The organism is Pseudovibrio japonicus (genome assembly GCF_014651595.1).
Classification (GTDB): Bacteria; Pseudomonadota; Alphaproteobacteria; order Rhizobiales; family Stappiaceae; genus Pseudovibrio; species Pseudovibrio japonicus.
This window is the reverse complement of record NZ_BMXE01000003.1, coordinates 426,089-450,619: the sequence shown is the minus strand read 5'-3', so window position 1 is coordinate 450,619 and position 24,531 is coordinate 426,089. Positions and strand designations below refer to the sequence as shown.

Here is a 24,531-nt window from a genome sequence, read left to right as displayed (position 1 = left end):
TTTTTGGTCCCGGAAGTTCGACGGTGCTCTCAATTTAGAGCTGTCGGATTGCAGGGGATCAAACCCGCTGTTGTCTGGAAATCGGTCTCGTTTGGGCAGACCGTTCTCCCCGATATGACGCACGCCTTGTGGTAACGGCGCCGGCACAAAAGGCGAAACATTGTGCTGACGACCGACAAGTAGAGAGTACGGACGCGAGGCGAGATATGGCGAACACCCCGAAGGCGAAAGCTCCATCGGAAGTGGCTCTGTCAGCGGTAGAAGAAGCCCTTGAGGCGGATTTTGGCGCGACACTAGAGCCCAATTCATCCAGCGAACAGGAAAGCACGACTGCGGACACCCCGCAAATGTCTGCCAACCCTGCAAAGGAGGCTGGCACAACAGCACCCTCCTCTGACAAAAAACTGGCTCAGCTTGTAGAAGAAAATCAAGCTTCGAGACAGGTTCGCAGAAATGGCCGTGGTGGCCGCCCCCCCACAGCAAGCAACGATGACCGCCAGTCCATTGGCTCTCTAATGTTCGCATTGCAACGCAAGCCCTCCGCAGCTCCTTTCTGGTTTGCGTTTGCAGTCTCCGTTGTCTGGGCCAGCCTCGGCCTTGCAATGTCATGGGACACGTTTGCAACGCAGCTCGAACAATCTGCATCTTTCTCAGGCGTATTTGAAAACCCGACGCTGGTTCTCATCTCCGTCTTTATTGTCGTCCCAATTGCTTTTGTCTGGGTCATGGCCCTCATGTTCTGGCGCGCGCAAGAGATGCGCAATGTCGCCCGAGGCATGACAGAGGTTGCCCTTCGTCTGGCTGAGCCGGAAGACGTTGCAAAAGAAAGCATCCTCAACGTTGGCCAGGCCATCCGCCGCGAAGCCGCCGCCATGGGCGACGGTATTGAACGCGCGATTGCCCGCGCCAGCGAGCTGGAAGTTCTCATTCATAAGGAAGTGTCCTCGCTTGAGAACTCCTATAATGACAATGAACTGAAAATTCGCCGCCTGGTGGAAGAACTCGTCAGCCAGCGCGAGGCCATTCAGGCCAACGCAGAGCTGGTGCGCGAAACCATCTCCGGCTCCCACGAAAACCTTGCCTCACAGCTCGCCAACACATCAGAGGAATTCGCCTCCTCTGTTGATCGCGCCCGGGAACGCCTCACCGGTTCGATCGACTCTGTTCTTGAGCAGATGACAAGCAAGCTTGAAGGCCGCGTCTCCGAAGTCACCGACAGCTTCACCGAAGCTGGCAGCGACATGGTCTCCTCGCTAACCATCCGCTCCGACGATTATGTCGAGCGTCTCACATCCACTGGCTCTGAGCTGGTGGAAACACTCTCTGAAACCGGTTCCAAGCTCTCCGAAACACTGCATGATCGCGGGGCTTCCATCAATGAAGAGTTCTCCTCCACCGCGAACTCCTTCATTGATAACCTCACCGAGCGCGGCACCGACCTCAACGCACGCCTCTCTGAAACCTCAGAGGCGCTCGTTGATAACCTGGCAAGCCGCAGTGAAGAGATCACAACCACCCTGTCCACCACTGGCACCGAGATTGTTGACGGCCTATCTGCACGCGGCAACGAAATCAGTGACCTGCTGGCACAACGCGGCGACGCTCTGAACGCAACACTGGGCGCAGCTGGCGAAGAACTTTCCGCAACCATCACCGACCAGACAGAAGCCATGAAAGGCGTTCTGCAGGCACAGGGCACCGAACTGACAGCCTCCATCGAAGAGACCGTCTCTTCTGTGACTGCACAGTTTGTCGGAGTAAGTTCCGAGCTGACAGAAACGCTGGTAACCACCTCCGGCGACGTTGTTGGGCAGATTTCTGCTGCAAACACCGAGCTGAACTCCACACTGGTCAATGGCCTTTCCGAGTTCACCACCAGCGTTTCCGAAACCAGCTCCGAGCTGGCACAGACACTGGTCATCACCACCTCGACTGTTACAGAGCAGCTGACCGAAGCAAACGCGTCCCTCACCGACACGCTCAACGTTTCCGTTCAGTCCATCAGCTCTTCCGCAGAAGGTGCAAGCACTCAGATTGGCGACATCCTCTCTACTGGCGTCGCAGAACTGAGCACAAGCGTCACCACTGCAAGCGCTGAGCTGACCGAGGCTCTGACAACAACAACCTCTACGGTGACCGAGCAGATCACCAGCGCAAACGACACCCTGACAGAAACAATGAACCTTGGCGTTGTTTCCATCAATCAGAGCGTCGAAGCAGCCGGGTCTGAGCTGACAACAACACTTCTCACCACGTCCAACGACGTCACCGAGAAGATCACCACAGCAAACGACAACCTAACCGAGACCCTGAAGGGTGGCGTCGACACCATCACACGTACCGTGGATGGCGTCAGCGGCGAGCTTTCCCAGTCTCTGGACAGCGGCGTTGAACTCCTCTCGCAAACGGTCGCCAACTCCACCTCTGCCATTGCAGAGACCATGGAAAGCGGCGTCACCAACATCAACGAGAGCGTTTATGGCGCAACCGCACAGCTAACAGAAACGCTGGACACAAGCGCGGCCAACTTCACCACATCTGTATCCGGCGCAACCGCCAACATCACAGATGCGCTGGAATACGGCGTGACCAACCTCACCACCACTGTTTCTGGCGCAAAAGAACACATCTCCGAAGCTCTGGACGGCGGTGTTGTTACGCTCAGCGAAACAGTCAATGCTGCGGGCTCTCAGATCTCTACGATCATGAACAGCGGCGTCGGCAGCCTGACAGACTCTGTAACAACAGCAAACACAATCATCACCGAGACGCTGAACACCGGTATCGGTAGCCTCAACGAGAGCGTCAGCTCCGCAAGCCTCCAGATCTCCACGATCATGGACAGCAGCGTCGGTACCCTGACAGACTCTGTCACAACAGCAAACACAATCATCACCGAAACGCTGAACACCGGCGTTGGCAGCCTGAATGAGACTGTCAATTCCGTAAGCTCCCAGATCTCCACGATCATGGACAGCGGTGTGGGCAGCCTGACGGACTCCGTCAAAACCACGAACACAATCATCTCGGAGACATTGTACTCTGGCGTTGGCAGCCTGAACGAGACTGTCAATGCAGCAAGCTCCCAGATCTCCACGATCATGGACGGCGGCATCGGCAACCTGACAGACACCGTCAACACCGCCAATGCACAGCTGACAGATACACTGAACCTAACCGTAACAACCGTGGCCGATCAGTTCACCGGTGCGAACGCACAGCTGCATGAAACGCTCGAAACATCCATCTCCGGCATCACCGAGCACTTCTCTTCTGCAAGCTCGGCTCTTTCCACCGAGATCCTCACCCGCGGCGAAGAAATCAACGCCAACCTGTCTCTTACCAGTGGCCGCCTGATCGATACGATCACAGGCCGCACCGAAGAGATGATGGGTGTGGTCGACGAACGCGTCACCAACCTGGACACTGCCCTGCGCGCAACCGGCGAACAGGCCGCAGACGGCATTGCAAACCGTGGTCGCGAGATCAACCAGGCAATCGCCGTACAGTGCACCCACTTCATCGACACTCTGTCCACCCGCTCAACCGAGGTTTCCGAGGTGCTGCGCGGTGCCGGCGAAAGCATCATTGCCGACCTGTCCCTGCGTGGCGGCGACATCGCAACCCGTCTGGACGAAACTGCCAACACCCTCGGCACCACAATCACCGTCAGCGGCGGCGAGCTGGCTGACCGCCTTGGCAACGTCAGCACCCAGATCTACGAAAGCATCACCGTCAACGGTGCCGAGCTGGATCAGCGTCTGGCAGAACGCGGCGCTGAAGTGGCTGACACCATCGGCAAGCAGACCTCCGCCCTCAAGGCCACTCTTGAAAGCACAACAGCTGACATCACCGGCGCACTTGGCCTGCGCACTGAGGAATTGGCTGACAAACTGGCTGACACCGGTACACAGCTGGCATACCTCATCGGCTCCCGTGGTGAACGTGTAACCGCAGATCTGACCGAAATCGGCGATCGCATTACCGAGACCCTCGACATCCGTGGCCGTGCCCTGAACGACGGTCTGGCAAGCAAGCTGGCAGAACTGGAACAGGTTGTGACCGAAAACGGGTCCGATCTCGTTCAGTCTCTCGACCTGCGCAGCCAGAACATCGGTGAATCCTTCGACACCCGCATCCAGTCTCTGGACGCTAAACTCGAAGAACGCACCAACACCTTCGAGCAGAGCTTCGATACCCGCGCTGCAGCCCTTACCGAAACCATCGAGACCCGCACCACCAAGCTGGCCGATGCGGTGGAAACCGGTACTGGCATCATCGCAAGCACTCTGGAAGAGAAAACCCAGTCCATCTCCAAGATCCTCGAGGACCGTACCGACATCATCGCGGTCAACCTCTCCGATCGTGTGGAGCAGGTTGGCGTTTCTCTGTCCAACCGTGCAGAGAAGATCGGCGAAATCCTCGCACAGCGCAGCGAAGCTATCGAAGAGACAATCTCCACTAGCTTGTCCACCTTCGATCAGGCTGTGGGCGACAAGGTTGAAGCAGCTGCCACTGTCATCTCTGACCGTGCAGAACACCTTGCTGAATCCCTGTCCACCGGAACAGAACGCATTGATCAGGCTCTGGATGCGCGTGCCAAGCAGATCTCTGAAACTCTGGTCAACCGGACCCGTGAGATTGCCAAGACATTCCACGACGGTCAGACCGAGATCAACGAAGCGCTCGACAGCCGTCTGGAAGAAGCTGGCAGCATCATCGTCAAGCAGTCCAAGAACCTCACCGACGCTCTGTCCGAGCAAGTCGCAGAGATCAACGTGTCTCTCGGTTCCAAGGTCTTCGAAGTTGCGGAAACACTCGATACCCGCTCCAAGGCTCTCGAAACGATCCTCAACGATCGCCTCGAAGCCATCTCCACCACAATGGGCGACGAGAGCGAGAAGGCAGCGACCACGCTTACAAGCGCAATGGCAGAGGCAACCTCTTCCCTTGGTTCCGAAAGCACCCGTGTTCGCGACCTTATCCTCGAAGTTGTCGGTCAGGCATCCGATCGTCTGGCTCAGGAACGCGACCTCACAACCGAGAAGGTTGTCAGCAGCGTAGAGCAGCTCTCCGGCACCTTGAGCAAGGAAGGCGAACGTCTGCAGGAGATCGTTTCCAGCTCCATCGGCGAAGCCCGCAACTCTCTGGAAGGCGAAGGCGAGAAGGCAGCAGCAGCTGTCTCTGATGCCATGGCAACCGTCCGTGGAACGCTTACCAGAGAAGGTGACGAAGTCGCACAGCGTGTTCTGACTACCGTGGCACAGGCAGCAAACGCTCTGGCCGTCGAAAGCGAGAACGCCCGCGCCATGTACACCGCAACCCTTGCTGAAATGTCTGGTGCCCTCACCGGCGAAAGCGACAAGGTACGCGGCGATCTCTCCCAGACGATCGAGCTGGTTACTGGTCGCCTCTCTGCGGAAAGTCAGCGCTCCAAGGCGATCCTTGCAGAATCTGCAGAAGATGTTCGCCAGATGCTGGCAGGTGAAACCGACGAAGTTCGGGCCCGCGTCTTCTCCACCATCGAAGAAGCTGCAGGCACCTTGTCTACCCGCGTCAAGTCCGTGGCAGACGAACTGTTGGTCAAAGCCGAGAACCTCAATCATGCCTTCGGCAGCCGCTCCGCTGAGCTCTCCGAGATCATCGGCAAGGACGGCAGCGAACTGATCATGGCGATCGAAAACCGCGCCCATGACCTCACCACACGCGTCAACGAAGTCCAGAACGCAATTCTGGATGCAGTGACTGTGAAGGGCCGTGAAGTTTCCGACCGCTTTGCTCAAAACGGTCTGCAGGCAACACGTGATCTGGTGGAGGCTGGCGACAAGATCGTCACCGCCATCGATGAACGCAGCAACATTGCAACAATCCGTCTGGACGACAGCCGCGAGCGCATGCAGTCTGACATGAACATCCTGCTGAATGCAGTCTCCACAAAGGGACAGGAAGTTGCAGAAACCGTTACCCGTCAGGGCGCGGTTGCAGCCGACGCATTGACACAGACCATCGACGGCATCGGCAACACCATCGAAGATCGCACCCGGATGGCCGTGAACGTAATGACAGGCACCAAAGAGCGTCTTGAAACAGACGTCTCCGAGATCCTGACACGCCTGAACGCCTCCAATGGTAGTCTTCGTCAGATCCTTGCATCTGCAAGCGAGAACCTGTCTGAAGTTGAAACCAACCTGGCAAACCGCGCAGGCGAGTTCAGAACCACGATTGACCGCGCTGTAACCGAGACAGAGGCAGCAAACGCCACCATCGAGGCTCAGGTCGGCCAGCTCCGCAACACAACACATACCGTGCTTGCAGACGCTGCGAAGATCGCAACCCGCATGGAAGACCAGAACCAGCTTCTCGGTCAGGCAATTGCTGATCTGGAAGCAACCAACAACCACGTTGACAACCGCTTCACCGACCGCCGCATGGCAATCGAGATGGTTGCAGACACCCTGATCAAGAAGACGCAGGATGTCGAAGTGCTCATGGGTAACTACACCACCACCCTTGGTGATACCCTTGAAGTTGCAGACGATAAGGCCCGCGAAGTTTCCGGCATGCTCCGTGCAGCAGCAGAAGCGGCAACCAAGTCTGTGACCGAACAGTTCGAAAGCATGCGCATGACGGCTGGCATGGAAGGTCAGAAGGCACGTGACGCTGTTCGCGCTGCCCATGACGAAATCCTCCATGACATGAAGTCCACCGTCACAGAGGCATCTGAGCGCTTTACAGACGCAACAGCACGCATGCGCGATGTGGCACGCTCCGTTCATCAGGAACTGGAAGCAACCCGCACCGAGCTTAATAAGGGCATTCTGGCTCTGCCGGATGAGGCGGAAGCCTCAACCTCTGCACTGCGCCGTATCGTGAGTGAACAGGTAAAGGCACTGGAGGAACTCTCCACCATCGTGTCCCGCCAGTCCTCTCAATTTGATGTATCAACACCAGCGGAGCCTGCACGTGCACTCAACGCTGCGCCAGCAGCAGCACAAGCTGACGCACGCTATGCAGCTGAAGCACCAACCCTGCAGCAGGTTGCGGCAACTGGCGCAAAGCCAGCTCGCATGTCCCCTGCCCCACGCCGCATGGAAGCACCAGCTCCGCGCCCATCCCGCCAACAGGCATCTTCAGCCTCGGCTCCACAAGGGAACGGCACATCCAAGGGCTGGATCAGCGATCTGCTTCGCCGCGCATCAGATGATGAAGGCGGTGCCGCCCATGCGGCGCGTGACACAGCAAACGCACGCACCCCGCAGCACATGGTTGAATCACTCAACTCCCTGAGCATGGACATTGCTCGTGCAGTTGACCATGAGACCTTTGTGGATCTGTGGGAGCGCTACAAGCGCGGCGAACGTGATGTCTTCACCCGCCGCCTGTACACCCTGCAAGGTCAGCAGACCTTCGACGAGATCCGTCAGAAGTACGGCCGTGACCCCGAATTCCGCAGCGCTGTAGAGCGTTACATTCAGGACTTCGAGCAGCTTCTCTCACAGGTCTCCAGAAGCGACAGCGACAATCAGCTCGGTCAAACTTACCTGACCTCTGATACCGGCAAGGTCTATACCATGCTCGCACACGCAAGTGGCCGCTTCGACTAAGCTGACGGCAAACACTGAAAACAAAAAAGGCTCCCGAGATGTTCGGGAGCCTTTTTTGTTGGGCAAAGCACGATGATCGATGCAGTTTCGTTTGCACAAGATAAGCCTTTTCACGATGCGCCACTCCGAAGAACCTTGATCAGTTCAAAAAGACATGCTCATGTAATATTGGAAGGCTTTTAATACGGGCAAAATTGAAGCCTCCAAACTTGGGCGTACCTCTACTTAATTGATTGGCATTTAAAGGATTTTCATATGCAGATCCCCGCTGCTCTCTCCGTGTTCGTACGTGATGCACTGAACAAGGGCCTTTCCAAAGATGACATCCGCACATGCTTAACCCCTTCCAGCTGGACGGCTCTGGAGATAGACACAGCTCTGAACAGCTGGTCCTACGACAAGTTGGTTGGTGCCGTCCCTCAACCACTGCGGTCCACAGCCGCGTGGGATGCAGTCTTCTATGCACTGTTGTTCGCGGCTTTTGGCATGGTGATCGCCAACACCCTGACACTACTGCTGGGCTTGATCACTCTGTGGATGCCGGAGGCTGGAGATAGGTTCTCCAGCAGCGGACTGCGTGGCCTGCGCTGGTCAATGGCAGCCCTGATTATCTTTACGCCTGTTTTCGTCTGGCTCCATCACAAAGATGCGCACAACTGTGCAGCAAACCCGGCAAGCAAGTACGGTGGCGTAAGGCGCTGGCTGACTGCCATTGCCATTTTCGCAGCCGCAATGACACTGCTCTGCGATGCCATCTACCTGATCTATTGTTTTCTGGATGGCGATCTGACAACCCGCTTTATCACCAAGTCCGGCGCAGTCGCTCTTCTATCATTGGTCGTGATCCAGTATTTCCGTCAGGACCGACAGGACCACGAAAGTGTGAGTAAGCTGGACAAGCTGTTCGCACGATGGTTGGCAACCGGATTGGCGGTATTTGTGTTGGCCTTCTCATTCTGGACCGTCGGCGGCCCAGCCCAGGGGCAAATGGAACACCGGGATAGCTTGCGTGTCTCCGACATGCACAGGCTTTCAGAGGGCATCAGAAACTGCGAAGCCACCCGCGACAAAGACCTTCCAGATGAACTGGACCCAATGAGCTGCGCACGTAGCCCACAGCGCCTCACTGGTTTTGCCTCACAGGTCACCTACAAGAAACTCTCAGCCACGCAATTCCAGCTCTGCACCACGGTCGAAGCCCCTGAGCGGTTGCGCGGATACAACGCCGACATAAGAGGCAACCTGTATTGCATCACGGATAGCATCAAATAATCAGCGGAAAGCCACACCTGCTGGAACTCAGCAATACGAAGAAGCGAGTTCCAGCACAAAACAACGCAGCCGCTGAGGCGATAGCGCGATCCTCGCACTTAATCGCTACAGCACATCACTGAGCAGTGATCCGGTTCCATATGGCTTGCGCGACAATACCAGCGGGTTTGTCGCGCCGACGCATCACGTACTGCTGTACAGGCGTTGCCGCATAACCTTCCACATTCAAGGGTACCAGTGTCCCTTCCTCCAGCTCCTTGCGGATCAGATAATCCGGCATGCCACCCCAACCCATGTTCTCCATCAGGATCTCCTTCTTGGTGGCAAAATCAGAAACAGTCCATCGCAAACCACCTGGCAACAAACCACGACTTTGCTCATTAGACTGACTGCTGTCAGAAACCACCACCTGCACATACCCTTGCATCTCGGCGGTGGTTCTCAAGTGGTTCCCCTGCGCCGCTGGAAAGTCCCTATGAGCTACGGGTAACATCACAATAGGAGCAACCGGCGCGGCCTCCACACGCTCCATAGGCACGTCATGCAGCGTGCTGATAATGATCTGCGCCTCGCCAGAAAGCAGCCGTTCCAACGGCCCTCCCATGTTGTCTCGAGCAAGACGAATGTGGGTTGCTGGAAACTCAGGTGTCATCGTCCCAATCAACTTCAGCAAGGGCGGCAACGGATAAGTCGAAGACACCGAGAGCAGCACTTCCGCCTCGTGATGTGAATTAAGGTTCTGCGCAATCGACTTCAGTTCTCGCATACCCCTGAGAACACGCGTCGCATGCCGATAAAAAATCTCACCCGACGGTGTCAGCTTAGGTCGGTATTCTTCCCGCGAAAGCAGCTCAAATCCGAGCTCGTCCTCAAGCTTCTTCAGCATATGACTGACCGCAGATTGCGCCTTGTGAAGATGCTCCGCGGCCCCTCGAAACGTCCCCTGACTCACAATCGCCTCGAGCACAACCAGCTGTTCAAACGTCATAAAATCAGCTCCTTTTTCAATGATCTAAAAATCAGATCATCTAAGTGAGAACTCAATATTATCAATATATCATAATCACCGCTAGGTTCTTTTTAACGGAACAAGGAGCCAAGCAAATGCAGACGAACAACACACGCATCATTCACCGCGACGACCTTCCACTCGGCGGCTTTGCCGGAATTATCGAAACCCGCATGGTCCAGAACCCTAAGCTCTGGAAGGACGCGGCAAACCGCACTGACATTAGCCATGGCCTCGGCGACTTCCTGTACCTGGCAACCGGCCACTTCAAACCTAACGACGGCGCCCCTCTGCACCCACACCGCGACGTAGACATCGTTAGCTTCATCCCGAACGGCGCAGTCGGACATGAAGGATCCATGGGTCACGGCACCAAAATCGAAGGACCTGGCATTCAAGTTCAACGTGCTGGCACCGGCATCGAACATGCCGAGTTCAGCCTCAACGGCGAAAAAGCTGATCTGGTCCAGCTCTGGTTCGCACCACCCCAAAAAGGCCTTGAGCCAGGCTATCAGGACTACAAGCTGGAGCCGGGCAAGCTGACAACAGTATTGGGCGGCAACGACCAGCACACATTCCACAACACCATGACCGTGCAGATCGGTTTGCTAAACGAAGGCGATAAAGCAACCAGCGATCATCCCTTCATCGCATTCCTAAACGAAGGTGAGGCAACAGCAAACGGGATCCCCGTCAAATCAGGCGACCTGATTGAAGGCGACACACTGGAATTCGTCGCCCACACCCCAAGCAGCCTCGTGCTGATCCAACACACCGAAACATTTTAGGAAATCAGACAGTTCAATTCCGGAGAAACCCCATGAAACTGATCGCCCTTGCAGCAAGCAACAGCAAACGCTCAATCAACAAGAAGCTCGCGACCTATGCAGCTTCCCTCGTCGAAGATGCCGAGGTCGAAGTGCTCGACATCAACGACTTCGACCTGCCCCTCTTCAGTGAAGACAAGGAGCAAGAGCTCGGCCACCCACAAGCGGCAAAAGACTTCCTCGCAAAAATCGCAGAGGCAGATGCGCTGGTGATCTCCTTTGCCGAGCACAACGGCTCTTACACCGCCGCCTACAAGAACCTTTACGACTGGGCTAGCCGCATCGAACAGAAGGTCTACCAGAACACCCCAGCGGTGTTTCTCTCTACCTCACCAGGACCAGGCGGCGCCTCCAGCGTGCTGAACGCCGCAGTCACCTCCGCTCCATTCACCGGCGCGGACCTGAAGGCCTCCCTGTCGATTGCCAGCTTCTATGACAAATTCGATTTGGACGCCAACGCGCTGCGAGATACCGCAGCTATCAACGAGCTCCACAGCGCCGTGCAACACCTCACCCTCGTTACGGCCTGATCAACCATAAGAAACATTAAGGCTCCTGATCCAGTCAGGAGCCTTAATGTTGCCCCGATCATACCCGCACTGGCCTTTTCAAACTCATCTACCCCCAAAACATCCAACAACTCAGGGATGTTTGCGGAACAAGGGAACGGATAGGATGAATTTCACAAGAAGCAGTCGGGGAACAGTGATGCAAGAAGCGACATGGCGGCTAAAGTCTTTGAAACAAGCATTGGAGCATATTCATGCAAAGATGCAGCTGAAATTCGGGTTCCGCTTGTGGGATGGTTCCACCATTCCCGAGGTCTCTCCAAAACCCAAGCTCGTGATCAACGATCCCGGTGTGATATCCGCTCTTATACGACGGCCCAATGTAGAAACGCTCATCGACGCATGGGTACAAAAACGGATCGACATAGAAGATACAGACCTGTTTGAAATGGCCCAACTGCGGCCCACTGGAAAACTGAGCACGATAGCGAAGGAATTGAACCGGTGGATGCTCGCCAAAGCAGCGCTGCCGTTTCTCTTCGCTCCCTCGAAGCAGCGCTCAAGCGTCAAGATAGCAGGCGAGGGTGCTCGGGACGGCAGTGAGGCTTCCAACAAACGCAACATCTCCCACCACTATGATGTCTCCAATGAGTTCTATGCGTTATTCCTTGATAAACGGATGGTCTACACCTGCGGCTACTTCACCAACGCAGAAAATTCTTTGGATCAGGCCCAATACGACAAGCTGGATATGATCTGCCGCAAGCTCCAGCTCAAACCGGGCGACAAACTGCTGGACATTGGCTGTGGTTGGGGCGCTCTTATTTGCCACGCCGCAGAACATTACGGCGTGACAGCGATAGGTGTCACGCTCTCCGAACAGCAAGTGATCCTCGGGCGCCAGAACATCGCTGAACGAGGACTGGAGGACCGGGTCTCAATCGAGCTTCAGGACTTTTCCACGCTGACAGGAACGTTCAACAAGATCTCATCCATCGGCATGTTCGAGCACGTCGGCATTGCCAATCACCAGACCTACTTTAAAACCGTAAAACAGCTGCTGGAGCCACGCGGAATATACCTGCACCATGCAATAACAAGGCCGGGCAAGCGCACCGACAAATTATTCATGAAAAAGACTGCCGTATACAAGGCATTGATCCGCTATATCTTTCCCGGCGGAGAGGTCGACCATATCGGCATGAGCCTGCGCAATCTGGAATCCACGGGCTTCGAAGTGCACGACGTGGAAGCCTGGCGGGAACATTACTACCGGACCACCGGCCACTGGGCACGGCGTCTTATGGCACGCAAGGAGGAGGCAATCGCTCTTGTGGGGGAAGAAACCTACCGCACGTGGGTGTTGTATCTGGCTGGTGTAACCATAACCTTCGAGCGAGGCGGCGCGCTAATTTACCAGACAATCACAACCCGAAAAACCAGAACCCTCTCCGGCATGCCACTGACACGGGAATACTTGTACAAAGAAACAACAGGATAAGAAGTGCATTGCCTGCGCCATGCAACCGCAACACCGCAGGCAGCCTCCGCACTTTCTGGTTAAAGCTAGTTCGCCGTCCCGTTCAACTCAAGCACCACCGGCGTGGTGGCGACCGCCACCTGCCGCTTGGCTACGCCCTGTTGGCGGTTCAGCTGAGCCTGTTGAGCCGATCTCTGACTAGGCGTAATTCTGGACAACGTGGTGATTGACCAGCTGGCAATCTGGGACAGCACGCTATCCGAGGCAGCATTGAGCGCCGGGATCGCATCAGTCAAACTATCGCCGGTCGTAGGAACAGTCGCGGAAAACACCCGCATCCCGACAGAGCGACCATCATGATCATCAACAAGCCGCGCAGCCACTTCCACATAGGCCATATCACCACCGTCCACCTGCAGCTCAAAAGCCCGCAGTGTGGTCTGCAGCTGATAGTCAATCAAGAGCCCCTGCCCCGGTTGGGCAACGCCGCGCAAGCTGCCGGAATTCTCCAGCGTTTCAATCAGCTTGGCTTGGAAGACTCGAGGCAGCGTATCGGTCCACGCCACCCTCGGGTAATAGGAATAAATCGGGCCACCGCCCTGTGTCACGGCGATATTGTTCGTATCCAGCGCCTGAAGAGCAGCCGGATTGGCAACCAGCACCTGATACTCTGGAGCTCTCGCGGAAACAGGAACAGTGCTTGGCGCAGTCAACCCATACAGGGCCTCAGGGCCACTTGCCCCACACCCTGCCAAACCACTCAAAAGAACGGCAGTAAAACCCAGATTTTTTATTGTTGAACCGAACAACACGTGCTCCAGCTTACCGCCATTAGCCACCCGCATGATTTCGAGTCGCTTATCTACATCTTTGACAATCATTACAAAAAACTCAACGCCGCTGCCCACCATTAAAGACAGGTGTGTCCGATCCGCCAAAAATCACACGGTTCGGATTACGATCAAAATTGCTCACGGCACGGCGAATTTCTATAAGTGTTTGGTTTAACTGCTGCATTGCTGCGGTAAAGTCCTGTCCGCCTTGCTGGCTAAGTTTCAACAGGGCCGCCGAGATTGGCTCTGCACGTGCAGCAAACGCATCTGCAACCTTGCGGATTGAGGCTGCCGCTTCCGTTGCTTCCTGAATAAAGCCCTGCCCGTCAGCCGAAACCATGCTGTCCACGTTCCCCAAAATTGTGTTCACACGCTCTGAGGCAGCAGTCAGGTTGGTTGCAATGGTCTGCGCCTGATCAATCACGTTATTGATGTCAGGAACCTTTTGCTGCAGCTCCGTAGCAATGTTATTGACCGATTGCGCAGCATTCTGGATTTCGTCAACCGCAGTGGCAAGATCAGGCGCTTTTTCTGCAAGTGTCGATGCCACTGTATCAGCGGACGAAACAATATTGGACACGGCTGCAGGATCAATCGCCTCCACAATCTCGTTGGCGTTCGACATCAGATTATTTGCGTTGTCCATGGTCTCGCTCAATTGATCGGAGGCATCGCTCAGATTATTTCCAATCTCCTGAGCAGAAATAATCACATTATCGATCTCGTTATTGCGACCTGCAATCGTGTTGCTCACTTCGCGAATGTTGGCTGTGGCTGCACCCGCATCATCAATGGCTTTTGAAAGCACCTCATCCTTTTCAGCAAGCATCGACGTCACGGTCTCGACAGAGGTGACAATGTTGCCAATCTGCTCGGACCCGACTGAATCCAGTATCCTGTTGATATTCTGTGTCGTAAGAACAATTTCGTCAGAAGCAGTTTCCGCATTTGCCACAATGCGATCAATCGCATCTTTGTTCTCGGCAAGCTCAACGCTCAACTCACGCGCATTTTCCGCAATAACGGAAGCAGCAGCGAGCATTGAATTGATGTCGCCGCTACGCTCTGTCAGTATGCCACCAAGGTCAGAAGCACCTTTCAGGATGCGCTCCACATCCTCGGGCCTGACTGCTGAGATCACAGCTTCAATCTGCCCCAGCTGATCAGTAAGCTGAGTTGTAAAGTCGACCAGCTGCTCAGAAGCCAACCTGCCGTTATCAATGATATCACCAACGCCATCTGCAGAGTTCGCCAGCTTATTGGTCATCGTCTCAACGTTATTAACGATATCACCCAGCTTGTCCGGCGGCACATTGGCAAGCAGTTCCTCACCGCGATCAACCAGATTGCCGATCCTGCCGGAAAGCCCGGTCAGCGCCCTGCTTGTTTCGGTTATGCCAGCAAGAAAATCATTCACGCCATCCGCGTTGTCAGCCAGCGCGCGCGTAAAGACCTCAATGTTTTGAACGGTCTGCTCCACCTCAGGCCGGGCATTGACCACCAATTCATCAATATGCGTCAGGGTGGAGTCTGCCTTACGCATGATGTCCCCTGCCCCTTGCAGCAAATCCTCAAACTGGGACCTGCGGGCATACATCACCGGAACAGTGTCCGTTGATTGCGAGAACAGCGGCGGCGCTTCCGAAGACCCGCCCGAAAGGTCCACATAAGCCACACCCGTCAGACCGGTGAACCCGAGAGAAGCTACAGTGTCGCGGCGCAGCGGAGCATTAGCATCAACGCGCACAATCGCCACCACAAGGCGTGGGTTTTGAGGATCATAAGTCAGCGTGCTCACATCACCGATCCGAATGCCGTTAAACAGCACCTGACCGCCAACCGGCAAACCAGTAACGGCACCGGGGAAGATAATCCTGATATCGCGACGGCTGGACCGATCACCAGCGCTCAGCAACCAGAACGTAAACAGAAAGGCAATGGCGACCACTGCAAGAACGAATGCACCGATAGCGATGTTATTTGCGCGGGTTTCCATGCATCCTCCTTACACTCGTTTGAGGGCACGTGCCCCGCGAAAATAGGACTTAACCCAAGGGTGCTCGACCTGCATCATATCTTCAATGGTTCCTTCAACCAACACCCTGCGTTCACCCAGGACGGCAATGCGATCACAGATACTGTGAAGACTATCCAGATCATGTGTCACCATATAGACCGTAAGTCCAAGCGTTTCTTTAAGCTTCACGATAAGCTCATCAAAAGAAGCCGCCCCGATCGGATCCAGACCCGAGGTCGGCTCATCCAGGAACAACAGATCCGGGTCCAACGCCAAGGAACGAGCCAGCGCCGCTCGCTTGATCATACCACCAGAAAGCTCAGAGGGCAGCTTGTCCGCCGCATCCAGCGGCAACCCGACCATCTCGATCTTCAACAGCGCCAGCTCATCACGCAATCTGGACGACAGCGTAAGATGCTCGCGCATTGGAACCTGGATATTCTGCCGAACAGTCAGGGAGGAGAACAAAGCCCCCTGCTGAAACAGGACGCCCCAACGCTGCTCAATTTCGCGGCGCATGGTGTCCGTGGCTTCATCATAATCCTGACCAAACACTTCAATCGAGCCGGAGCGCCGCGGCGTGAGGCCAAGAACGGTACGCATGAGAACGGATTTCCCCATGCCCGACGCGCCCACAAAGCCAAGCACTTCACCGCGATAAACATCCATATCAAGGTGTTCTAGAATGATTTTCTGGCCAAAACCAACCGTAACATCCCGCACCCGTAGCAAAACTTCCCGGCCATTGGGCGTGTGAGGACCGGTGCCTGATCCGTTCATCTGTCCTGTTTGCTCGTGTCCCATGCCGGTTAAAACCCGATAGATGCGAAGAAGATAGCAAAAACTCCATCCACCACGATGACCATGAATATAGATTTCACAACAGAAACAGTCGTATGGCGTCCCAAAGACTCCGAAGAGCCCTCAACCTTCATGCCTTCCATGCATGCAATTAGCCCGATGATCAGAGCCATGAACGGCGCTTTCACAATGCCAACCAGCGCGGTGTCAACAGTAACAGCAGCCTGCAGTTGTGCAAGGAAGGAATAAGGCACAATGCCCAGATACCACCAGCAAGTCAGCCCGGCCCCGACCAAAGCGGCGAGATTTGCCAGAAAAACCAGGATCGGCAGAGCGATCATCAACGCCACAAGACGCGGCAGGATCAACACTTCCGTCACCCGCAATCCGGTTACCTGAAGCGCATCAATCTCTTCCTGCATCTTCATGGAGCCAAGTTCCGCCGTGTAAGCAGAACCTGAGCGACCAGCCACCATAATCGCGGTCAGGATGACACCGATCTCACGTAAAACCAAAATACCGGAAAGATCCACCACGAAGATCTCCGCACCAAACTGGCGCAGATAAAACCCGCCCTGCTGGGCGATGATCCCACCGATCAAGAAACTCATCAGACAGACAATCGGCACCGCACCCATGCACGAGCGCTGAAACTGCACACCAATCGAAATGGGTCGCATCCGGCTCGGATGGGCCACACCAGCAGTGACCGCCGCTGTCATCGCCCCAAGCATCGCCAGAACATCGCGCGTGTCGTTGCCCAGCTGGCGTGTCGCCTTGCCCACATATTCCAGATAAGTGACAAAAGAGTTATGCAAAGGTTCTTCGGGCGGATTGTCGATCTCACTCCGCTTCACCTCTTTCAGCAGGATGTCAAAACGTTCATCCTCATAGATGAATTTAACATCGCGACCTTGCTCGGCTTGCTCCATCTGGAATCGCTGCAAAAGCCACGCACCCGCCGTATCAAGAAAGCTAACGGACTTAAGATCCACACGAATTGTGGAATGCGCGGGCTGCGACGCAGCTTGTTCAATGAGTTTTTCGCAACTGTCACTCTGCCGGATCCCCCAGGCACCCGACGCTGTCAGCAAAAGTGACCCACCGTCTTCTGCAGTTACCAGGTCTGGCGCATCCATTTTGACACTCAGCATCATCTCGCGACCTTGCGCCTCAGAATCTAAAAATCTTATTGATCCTATACAGATTTCTGTAGTGTGTCCTCTAGTAATCCTCATCCAGCCACAAGTACAACGGAAAAAACAATGTCTATTTCTAAGCCGTATCTCTTATTTCTTGGGGATGTAAAGGACGAGCTCGCAGCGAAAACGGCCCATGGCGTACTTGATTGGCGACCGGAGTGGTGTCTTGGACAAATCTCGCTTCCCGGCTGTAAAGCCCACACCACTCTACCAGAAATGAACCTGGCAGAAGCCGCTCAAGAGGGCGTAAAAACCATGGTTATCGGCTGCGTCAATGCTGGCGGCGTCCTGCCAGATCACTGGATCGCAACCATTGTCAAAGCCCTCCACAACGGCCTCGATGTAGCCGCTGGCTTGCACATTCGCCTTGGCGACATTCCAGCCATTGCCAAGGCCGCTGAAGAATACGACCGCAAACTCCACGACCTACGCTTTACTGACCTCACCTTCCCCACAGGCAATGGCGCAAAACGCTCAGGCAAACGCCTGCTCACCGTGGGCACCGACTGTTCCGTTGGCAAAAAATACAGCGCACTGGCCCTGCAAAAGGGACTGTCAGAGCGCAACATCAGCGCCGACTTCTGCGCAACCGGTCAGACCGGCATCCTCATTGCCGAGCGCGGTGTACCCATCGACTCCGTCATCTCCGACTTTATCTCCGGCGCAGCCGAACACCTCAGCCCGGCGACCAAAGACGATCACTGGGATGTCATCGAAGGTCAGGGCTCCCTGCTCCACCCCTCATTTGCCGGTGTTTCCCTGGGCTTGCTCCACGGCTCCCAGCCAGACGCGTTTGTGGTGTGTCATGAGCCAACCCGCTCAACCATGCGCGGCGTCTCCACACCAATTCCATCCATACAGGAAATCATAGACCAGACCGTAATGCTTGGCCGCCTCACCAATCCGGATATCCGCTGTGCCGGCTTGGCCATCAACACCATGATGCTATCTGAAAATCATGCAAAAAGTCTGATTGAAGAACTCGGCGAAAAACATAAACTGCCAGCAACTGATCCTGTCCGCTTCGGGACCGATCCCATCATCGATCATATCTGCGCGGAGTTTAAGCTGGTTTGACCTGTCGTCTGTCTATTGAAGCCGAAACCTTTCCGATTGCGGGAAGTTTTACCATCGCCCGTGGCTCGCGAACCGAAGTCAACGTGCTCACCGCCAGCCTCACACAGGACGGCCATGTAGGCCGCGGTGAATGCGTGCCCTACCCACGGTACGGCGAAAGCGTCGAGAGCGTCACCGCTCAAATCGAAGCAGCCCGTACCGCCATTGAGGCGGGCATCACTCTGGAAGAGCTGCAAAGCCTCATCCCCGCAGGAGCCGCTAGAAACGCCGTTGACTGCGCCCTGTGGGACCTTACCGCCAAACGCCAGAACACCACCGTGGCTGAACTTGTCGGAATCAAATCCCAGCGCATTCTGCAGACCGCCTACACCATCTCGGTCGGCACACCAGAAAAGATGGCGCAAGACGCAGTCAAAGCCGCAAGCCGTCCACTCCTCAAGGTCAAACTGGCTGGGGATGGAGATGTGGAGCGCATCGCAGCCGTCCGGCAAGCCGCCCCAAACAGCAAGCTGATTGTGGATGCCAACGAAGGCTGGTCAGAAGCCAATCTGGAAGCCAACATCAAAGCCTGCCAGCAAGCAGACGTTGGACTGGTGGAACAGCCTCTGCCCGCAGGCAAGGACGCTATTTTGGCCGATGTGGAGCACCTCATCCCCATCTGTGCCGATGAAAGCCTGCACACCTCCGCCGATCTGGAAAGCCTGCGCGACCGCTACTCAGCCATCAACATCAAGATCGACAAGACCGGAGGTCTGACTGAAGGGTTGAAGCTGCTACGCAAAGCAGAAGAGATGAACTACGTCATTATGGTCGGCTGCATGCTCGCCACATCTCTGGCCATGGCCCCGGCCATGCTGCTGGCACAAAATGCGGACTACGTTGATCTGGACGGACCACTCCTGCTCGCCAAAGACCGCGAGCACCCCATCCGTTTTGACGGGAGCTTGATGCATCCGCCTTCCCCGCAGCTCTGGGGCTAAACCATATGAAAAAGGCGGCTCTCACATCGAGGCCGCCTTTCTCTAATCAAACACGCTTTGTTACAAACATCAGCGTGAGAACACCTGCACAGCAAGTCCCGGCCATAAGATAGAAGGCATAGGCCTGCTCAACCTCGTAGAGCCAGCCACTGGCAATACCACTCACGCCCATAACCACCCCAAAAGCAGTCTGTGTCAGCCCCTGAGCAGTACCAAGCCGCTCACTGGAAACCAACTTGGAGGTGTAGGCAACCATGCCCAGAAACACCATGCCAAAGCTCCCCGCATGCAGCAGCTGAAGAAGTACTGCGGACCATGTTTCTGTCGCAAACGGGAACAGCATCCAGCGAATGATACTCGCCACACCGCCTGTGACCATCATACCCCATGCCCCAAGATGGCGCATGAAGAAGTTGCCCCACACAAAGATGCCGATTTCAGCAATCGTACCAATCGCCCACAGGCCGCCCACCATTCCATCGCTGATACCCACAGACAACCAGTAGATGCTGGCGAACGCATAAAGCGCGGAAAAACTGCCAAGCAACAGGCCACCGGCCAGAACAACAAGCAGGAACTGAGGGTCACGCAACTCCTTAGCAGACCAGACACTTTCCCGCGTGGTGCGACGGCTCTCCGATGGCATACCCGGCAATAGCACAGCCAGCAGGGCCAGCAGCGCAAGGCTGCCCACGATCAGGAACAACAGATCAGCTGCAGCGCCAAATGACAGATACCACCCACCAATCAGGGTCGCCACCACAAATGAAATGGAACCCCATGACCGCATCCGCCCGTAATTCAGGCCAAGCGTGTGGTCAGTTTCATATGCATATGCATCTTGTAAAGGCTGAATGGGAACGTAGAAAACCGAGAGGAACACAACCAGACCGATTACGGTCCAATACTCGCTAGAGTAGACCAGCACCCAGAATGAGGCCAGTGCGATGATGCTGAACAGCGCCATGGAATGGCGTCTGCGTCCGGACCGGTCCGAGATACTCGTCATCACCGGCGTTGCAAAAATGCGCACAATATTCGGCAGTGCAATCACCATTGCAATCTGCACGGAAGTGAATTCAATATCCTTCAAAAACAGAGGAAAATACGCGATAAAGAACGCATTCGCGAAGTTGAACGTCGCAAACAAACCACTCACGCCAGTGGCAATCCAGAATAGGTTACTGGTCTTCCCCAATGGGGAAGTTTTTCCGGGCATAGACATTGGAAAACACTACAAATGGAGGTTGAGAGCACCCGCAGACACGGATGGAAAGGGATACTCCTATCACTTGTGCTAATAGGGACTATTCAAATCAATGTAAACCAATTATTAGCCGTAGGATCCATTATATAAACTTGTAGTATTATCTTAGTTAGTTATGAAGGAGCCACTTATGGCTGGCAACAACCGAAAGGTCCTTTTGAACCCCGAGGAATTTGATGCCATCAAAAGCGCACTCTCAGAAACCGAGAGAGGCCGCGCTTTCCTTCATGATCACCTCACACTGAACAGATCCGCCGAAGCAGATGACCTTTTGGAGGCTGTAAGGCGACTTGAAAAAACATTGGTTGAGCGCGAACTGCCATCGGAGATGGAAAGCTACCGCCTGCACACCTATGAAATGTATGAGGCAATCGAGAGAACCAAAGACGAAGTCTCGAAGATCAAACTGGAAAATGCCGACAACAATCGCTTTGCAGCCGCCTCAAACGAGCTGGACGCGATCGTCACATCTACAGAAAGCGCAACACAGGTTATTCTGGAATCCTCCGAAGCCATTCAGGACCTGGTGGACAAACTCCGTGCCTCTGGCGCTGAAGACGCTCCCTGCGATGCCATTGAAGAAATGGCCATGGAAATCCTTATGGCCTGTTCCTTCCAGGACCTGACAGGCCAGCGCATAAACAAGGTTGTCAAAGCGCTCCATTACCTTGAAGACCGCATCTCCAAGATGATCCGCATCTGGGGCGTCGACCTGTCTGATGAAGACCGGCCTAAAGTCAATCTGGACGACGTTCAGGAAGAAGACGGGCGCCACATCGACAAGCGCCCTGACGCACACCTGCTCAACGGCCCGCAATTGGATGGTGAAGGTGTGGATCAGGCGGATATCGATGCTTTGTTCGACGCTACCCCTGCCACGCCTGAAGATGGCTTGAGCGAAAACGTGATCCAGTTTTCAGCGGAAGCAAAAACGGAGGAAGGCCAGCAGGAAGCGCCAGCTGAACCCTCAGCAGAACCCAATGAGGAACCAGCACAATCCTCCCCGCCGCAGGTCGCTGAAAAGCCGCCCAGCGCTGGGGACGAACCACAACCAGCTGTCTCCGATAAAGAGGATCAGGTCACGACTGAGGGTGCTAATGAGGCTGAAGCACCTGTTCAGGAGGACTTGAACGAGAGCCCTATCGAAATCGAAGGGCAGTCTCCACCGCTCACCTCCCCGCGCAGCAGCAACACAGACCCATTGCACAACCTGTCAACGGGCGAGCGCCTTGCACTGTTCTCCTGAATAGGAGCCAAGACAACGCTAGTTCGAGCCGTTTGCACCCTGTCCCGTGCAAACGGCTTCGTTTGTTAGGCAGATGTTCTCACATCGCCGTACTGTTTCAACGCCCTCTCAAAAATAGCTGGGTCCACATTCCCGCCAGAGATCATGATCACCGCAGTCTTGCCTTCAATGTCAATCTTGTTGGAAAGAACAGCAGCCAACGCAACAGCAGCTCCCGGCTCCACAACCAGCTTCAGCTCAAAATAGGCGAAGGCAACCGCGTTCAGCGCCTCTTCATCAGTGACCACAAGGCCCTGTGCATGGCGCCTGCTCAGGATCGAAAAGCCCTTATCTCCCGGTGTCTCGGTCAGCACCGCATCACAGACCGACCCACCAAGCGCCGCATTGCGTACCCTCTTACCCGCAGCAAGCGAGCGTGCGTAATCATCAAATCCGGCAGGTTCTGAGGTATAGATCTTGCAGTCAGGCAGTTTTTCTTCCAGCGCCAGCGCAACCCCGCCGGTCAGACCACCGCCGCCAGCGCAGCTGATCAACAAATCAGGCGTGACACCCAGAACCTCACACTGCTCAGCAATCTCAAGACCAGCCGTGCCCTGCCCCACAATCACACCACTGTCATTATAAGGATGAATAAAGGTCGCACCCCGTTCCTTACAGATCCGTTTTGCAATTTCTTCGCGGTCTTCGTGCTCACGGTCATAAAGAACGACCTCCGCACCCAGTGCTTTGGTACGTTGGATCTTCAGCGCAGGCGCATCTTCCGGCATGACAATCACTGCCGGAAAACCAAGGATCTTCGCCGCAGCTGCGACCCCTTGCGCATGGTTACCGGAAGAACACGCAACCACACCAGCCGCACGTTGCTCCTGCGGGATCAGGGACAGACGGTTAAACGCCCCACGAAACTTGAAGGAGCCGGTTCGTTGCAAGTTTTCCGCCTTGATGAAAACCCGGCCATTCACACGCTCATCTAAAACTGGAAAGTTCAATAACGGTGTCTGACTGGCATACCCTTGCACTCTCGCCTTTGCTTTTTCGATTTCGGAGAACGTAAGTTCAACGGGAGTGGAAACATCTAAAATCATAACAACCTCGGACAACTGCAATACGCTGCCCTGTATAGCACGCAAATTGTTCGGAACCTCAGATATTCGCACGCTGCTAAAAGACTTCACTCAACCACTGACATATCTTAGAAGAAATCTGCATCCGCTCAAACTTTCCCAAAGATCCTGCAGAAATCACAGGATCATCGGCTGCTTCAGCTTCCGCATAACGCGATTGATCTTGGAATCTCACAGATCAGTATCTATCAGCATCGTGTCATGCCGCGACGCGGCTCTGGGAATTCGCTTTCTCAGGCTCAGCTTCTGTCCGCTTGCTGTTACCCCAACGAATAATCTCAAAGGTTCCATCAAAGTTCTCCGCAACCGCGGTACAGCTTTCAACCCAATCACCCGTATTGATGTAGTGGATACCATGGTCCTCATGATCAGCTGCATGGTGGATGTGACCACAAATCACCCCATCCACGCCCTGACGCTGTGCTTCAGATACCAGTGTATCCTCGAACTTGCCGATGAAGTTGACCGCGTTCTTGACCTTCAGCTTCGCCCATGCGGACATGCTCCAGTAGGTCAGTCCCAACTTACGGCGGCAATAGTTCACCACCGTATTCATGTTGAGCGCCGCTGCGTAAGCCCAGTCTCCAAGGAAGGCCAGCCACTTGGCGTGGCGCACAACCACGTCAAACTGGTCGCCATGAATAACCAGATACTTCTTGCCGTTGGCGCCTTCATGGATGATCTGATTAACCACCTCCACCCCACCGAAGTGAATGCCTAGGAAGTCCCGAAGGAATTCATCATGATTGCCGGGAATGTAGACCACTCGCGCGCCATTACGCGCCTTGCCCAACAGCTTTTGCACCACATCGTTATGGAGTTGCGGCCAATACCAGGACCGTTTCAACCGCCAGCCATCAATGATATCTCCGACGAGATAAATCGTGTCGGCATCACTTTGCCCCAGAAAGTCCAGCAACAGATCTGCCTGACACCCGCGTATGCCCAGATGCACGTCAGATATAAATAAGCTTCTGTACTTCTTTCCAGTAGAATCCCCGGTCACCACGTAGCCTCCGGAATAAGAAATTCTCTTTCCTTTAAATTGATTCAGAAGAAACAATTATGACAAGGTTACAGATACTCAACCCTTGCAGTTTCTTGCATGAACCACAAGCAACAATACTCCCCGTTTCTTAGGGGACTAAAAAACAACTGCCTGCAATTCAAGTGATTATCCTATCAAGTCGCTAAGCTTGATCACCACTGGCTCAAAGCCTTCACAAACGCTAAGCTGCAGCTTGAAAATCACACTGCACCTTGCCGAAACAGGGTCCCAACCC

General features: G+C 54.9%; 16 protein-coding genes. 8 read left to right on the top strand and 8 right to left on the bottom strand.

The window, feature by feature from the left end:
* Positions 1–206 precede the first annotated feature (206 nt).
* Together IE076_RS10535 and IE076_RS10530 are read left to right on the top strand one after the other, a co-directional pair.
* Positions 207–7,604: an apolipoprotein A-IV repeat region-like domain-containing protein gene (locus IE076_RS10535; protein ID WP_189436727.1), complete on the top strand. Its 7,398-nt coding sequence runs from the start codon at positions 207–209 to the stop codon at positions 7,602–7,604.
* A 255-nt stretch (positions 7,605–7,859) separates the two neighbouring features.
* Positions 7,860–8,876, top strand: coding sequence for a DUF5671 domain-containing protein (locus IE076_RS10530; protein WP_189436726.1), 1,017 nt, complete (start codon positions 7,860–7,862; stop codon positions 8,874–8,876).
* 115 nt (positions 8,877–8,991) lie between these two features.
* Here the strand turns inward: IE076_RS10530 and IE076_RS10525 are convergent, their stop codons facing one another.
* On the bottom strand, positions 8,992–9,864 hold the full coding sequence (locus IE076_RS10525; RefSeq protein WP_189436725.1) for a LysR family transcriptional regulator: 873 nt from the start codon (positions 9,862–9,864) through the stop codon (positions 8,992–8,994).
* 116 nt (positions 9,865–9,980) lie between these two features.
* On the opposite strand from IE076_RS10525, the gene IE076_RS10520 reads away from it, so the two are divergent.
* From IE076_RS10520 to IE076_RS10510, 3 genes are all read left to right on the top strand, one after another.
* Positions 9,981–10,673: a pirin family protein gene (locus IE076_RS10520; RefSeq protein WP_189436724.1), complete on the top strand. Its 693-nt coding sequence runs from the start codon at positions 9,981–9,983 to the stop codon at positions 10,671–10,673.
* Positions 10,674–10,705: 32 nt separating this feature from the next.
* Complete coding sequence (locus IE076_RS10515) at positions 10,706–11,242, top strand: NADPH-dependent FMN reductase (RefSeq protein WP_189436723.1); 537 nt, start codon at positions 10,706–10,708, stop codon at positions 11,240–11,242.
* A 178-nt stretch (positions 11,243–11,420) separates the two neighbouring features.
* On the top strand, positions 11,421–12,722 hold the full coding sequence (locus tag IE076_RS10510; RefSeq protein ID WP_189436722.1) for an SAM-dependent methyltransferase: 1,302 nt from the start codon (positions 11,421–11,423) through the stop codon (positions 12,720–12,722).
* Between the two features lie 65 nt (positions 12,723–12,787).
* Here IE076_RS10510 and IE076_RS10505 read toward each other — a convergent pair whose 3' ends face one another.
* Genes IE076_RS10505 through IE076_RS10490 form a run of 4 tightly spaced genes read right to left on the bottom strand, consistent with a single transcriptional unit; the run spans position 12,788 to position 17,509 of the window.
* Positions 12,788–13,582: an ABC-type transport auxiliary lipoprotein family protein gene (locus tag IE076_RS10505; RefSeq protein WP_189436721.1), complete on the bottom strand. Its 795-nt coding sequence runs from the start codon at positions 13,580–13,582 to the stop codon at positions 12,788–12,790.
* Between the two features lie 10 nt (positions 13,583–13,592).
* Positions 13,593–15,530, bottom strand: a complete 1,938-nt coding sequence (locus tag IE076_RS10500; protein ID WP_189436720.1) for an MlaD family protein — start codon at positions 15,528–15,530, stop codon at positions 13,593–13,595.
* Positions 15,531–15,539: 9 nt separating this feature from the next.
* Positions 15,540–16,331, bottom strand: coding sequence for an ABC transporter ATP-binding protein (locus IE076_RS10495; RefSeq protein ID WP_189436923.1), 792 nt, complete (start codon positions 16,329–16,331; stop codon positions 15,540–15,542).
* A 29-nt stretch (positions 16,332–16,360) separates the two neighbouring features.
* Entirely contained in the window at positions 16,361–17,509 is a 1,149-nt protein-coding gene (locus tag IE076_RS10490) for an ABC transporter permease (RefSeq protein WP_189436719.1), read from the bottom strand.
* Positions 17,510–17,617: 108 nt separating this feature from the next.
* Here IE076_RS10490 and dgcN point away from each other — a divergent pair, with 108 nt between their 5' ends.
* Together dgcN and dgcA are read left to right on the top strand one after the other, a co-directional pair.
* Entirely contained in the window at positions 17,618–18,631 is a 1,014-nt protein-coding gene (gene dgcN / locus IE076_RS10485) for an N-acetyltransferase DgcN (protein ID WP_189436718.1), read from the top strand.
* Entirely contained in the window at positions 18,628–19,611 is a 984-nt protein-coding gene (gene dgcA, locus IE076_RS10480; protein ID WP_189436717.1) for an N-acetyl-D-Glu racemase DgcA, read from the top strand. The genes dgcN and dgcA overlap by 4 nt, the downstream gene beginning before the upstream one ends.
* Positions 19,612–19,657: 46 nt before the next feature.
* Here dgcA and IE076_RS10475 read toward each other — a convergent pair whose 3' ends face one another.
* A complete protein-coding gene (locus tag IE076_RS10475) occupies positions 19,658–20,809 on the bottom strand; it encodes an MFS transporter (RefSeq protein ID WP_209009023.1) in 1,152 nt (383 codons plus the stop codon).
* A gap of 199 nt (positions 20,810–21,008) precedes the next feature.
* Here IE076_RS10475 and IE076_RS10470 point away from each other — a divergent pair, with 199 nt between their 5' ends.
* Positions 21,009–22,124 (top strand): protein phosphatase CheZ, encoded by a 1,116-nt coding sequence (locus IE076_RS10470; protein ID WP_209009022.1) that lies wholly within the window; start codon positions 21,009–21,011, stop codon positions 22,122–22,124.
* 65 nt (positions 22,125–22,189) lie between these two features.
* On the opposite strand, the gene IE076_RS10465 is transcribed toward IE076_RS10470, so the two are convergent.
* Both IE076_RS10465 and IE076_RS10460 read right to left on the bottom strand, forming a co-directional pair.
* Positions 22,190–23,209: a threonine ammonia-lyase gene (locus tag IE076_RS10465; protein WP_189436715.1), complete on the bottom strand. Its 1,020-nt coding sequence runs from the start codon at positions 23,207–23,209 to the stop codon at positions 22,190–22,192.
* A gap of 238 nt (positions 23,210–23,447) precedes the next feature.
* Complete coding sequence (locus IE076_RS10460; protein ID WP_189436714.1) at positions 23,448–24,254, bottom strand: UDP-2,3-diacylglucosamine diphosphatase; 807 nt, start codon at positions 24,252–24,254, stop codon at positions 23,448–23,450.
* Positions 24,255–24,531: the final 277 nt, after the last annotated feature.

Excerpts from the sequence above, each read along its gene's own strand:
- IE076_RS10535 (WP_189436727.1), top strand. The coding sequence starts at position 207 with ATGGCGAACACCCCGAAGGCGAAAGCTCCATCGGAAGTGGCTCTGTCA.
- IE076_RS10530 (WP_189436726.1), top strand. The coding sequence starts at position 7,860 with ATGCAGATCCCCGCTGCTCTCTCCGTGTTCGTACGTGATGCACTGAAC.
- IE076_RS10525 (WP_189436725.1), bottom strand. The coding sequence starts at position 9,864 with ATGACGTTTGAACAGCTGGTTGTGCTCGAGGCGATTGTGAGTCAGGGG.
- IE076_RS10520 (WP_189436724.1), top strand. The coding sequence starts at position 9,981 with ATGCAGACGAACAACACACGCATCATTCACCGCGACGACCTTCCACTC.
- IE076_RS10515 (WP_189436723.1), top strand. The coding sequence starts at position 10,706 with ATGAAACTGATCGCCCTTGCAGCAAGCAACAGCAAACGCTCAATCAAC.
- IE076_RS10510 (WP_189436722.1), top strand. The coding sequence starts at position 11,421 with ATGCAAGAAGCGACATGGCGGCTAAAGTCTTTGAAACAAGCATTGGAG.
- IE076_RS10505 (WP_189436721.1), bottom strand. The coding sequence starts at position 13,582 with ATGATTGTCAAAGATGTAGATAAGCGACTCGAAATCATGCGGGTGGCT.
- IE076_RS10500 (WP_189436720.1), bottom strand. The coding sequence starts at position 15,530 with ATGGAAACCCGCGCAAATAACATCGCTATCGGTGCATTCGTTCTTGCA.
- IE076_RS10495 (WP_189436923.1), bottom strand. The coding sequence starts at position 16,331 with ATGAACGGATCAGGCACCGGTCCTCACACGCCCAATGGCCGGGAAGTT.
- IE076_RS10490 (WP_189436719.1), bottom strand. The coding sequence starts at position 17,509 with ATGATGCTGAGTGTCAAAATGGATGCGCCAGACCTGGTAACTGCAGAA.
- dgcN (WP_189436718.1), top strand. The coding sequence starts at position 17,618 with ATGTCTATTTCTAAGCCGTATCTCTTATTTCTTGGGGATGTAAAGGAC.
- IE076_RS10470 (WP_209009022.1), top strand. The coding sequence starts at position 21,009 with ATGGCTGGCAACAACCGAAAGGTCCTTTTGAACCCCGAGGAATTTGAT.
- IE076_RS10465 (WP_189436715.1), bottom strand. The coding sequence starts at position 23,209 with ATGATTTTAGATGTTTCCACTCCCGTTGAACTTACGTTCTCCGAAATC.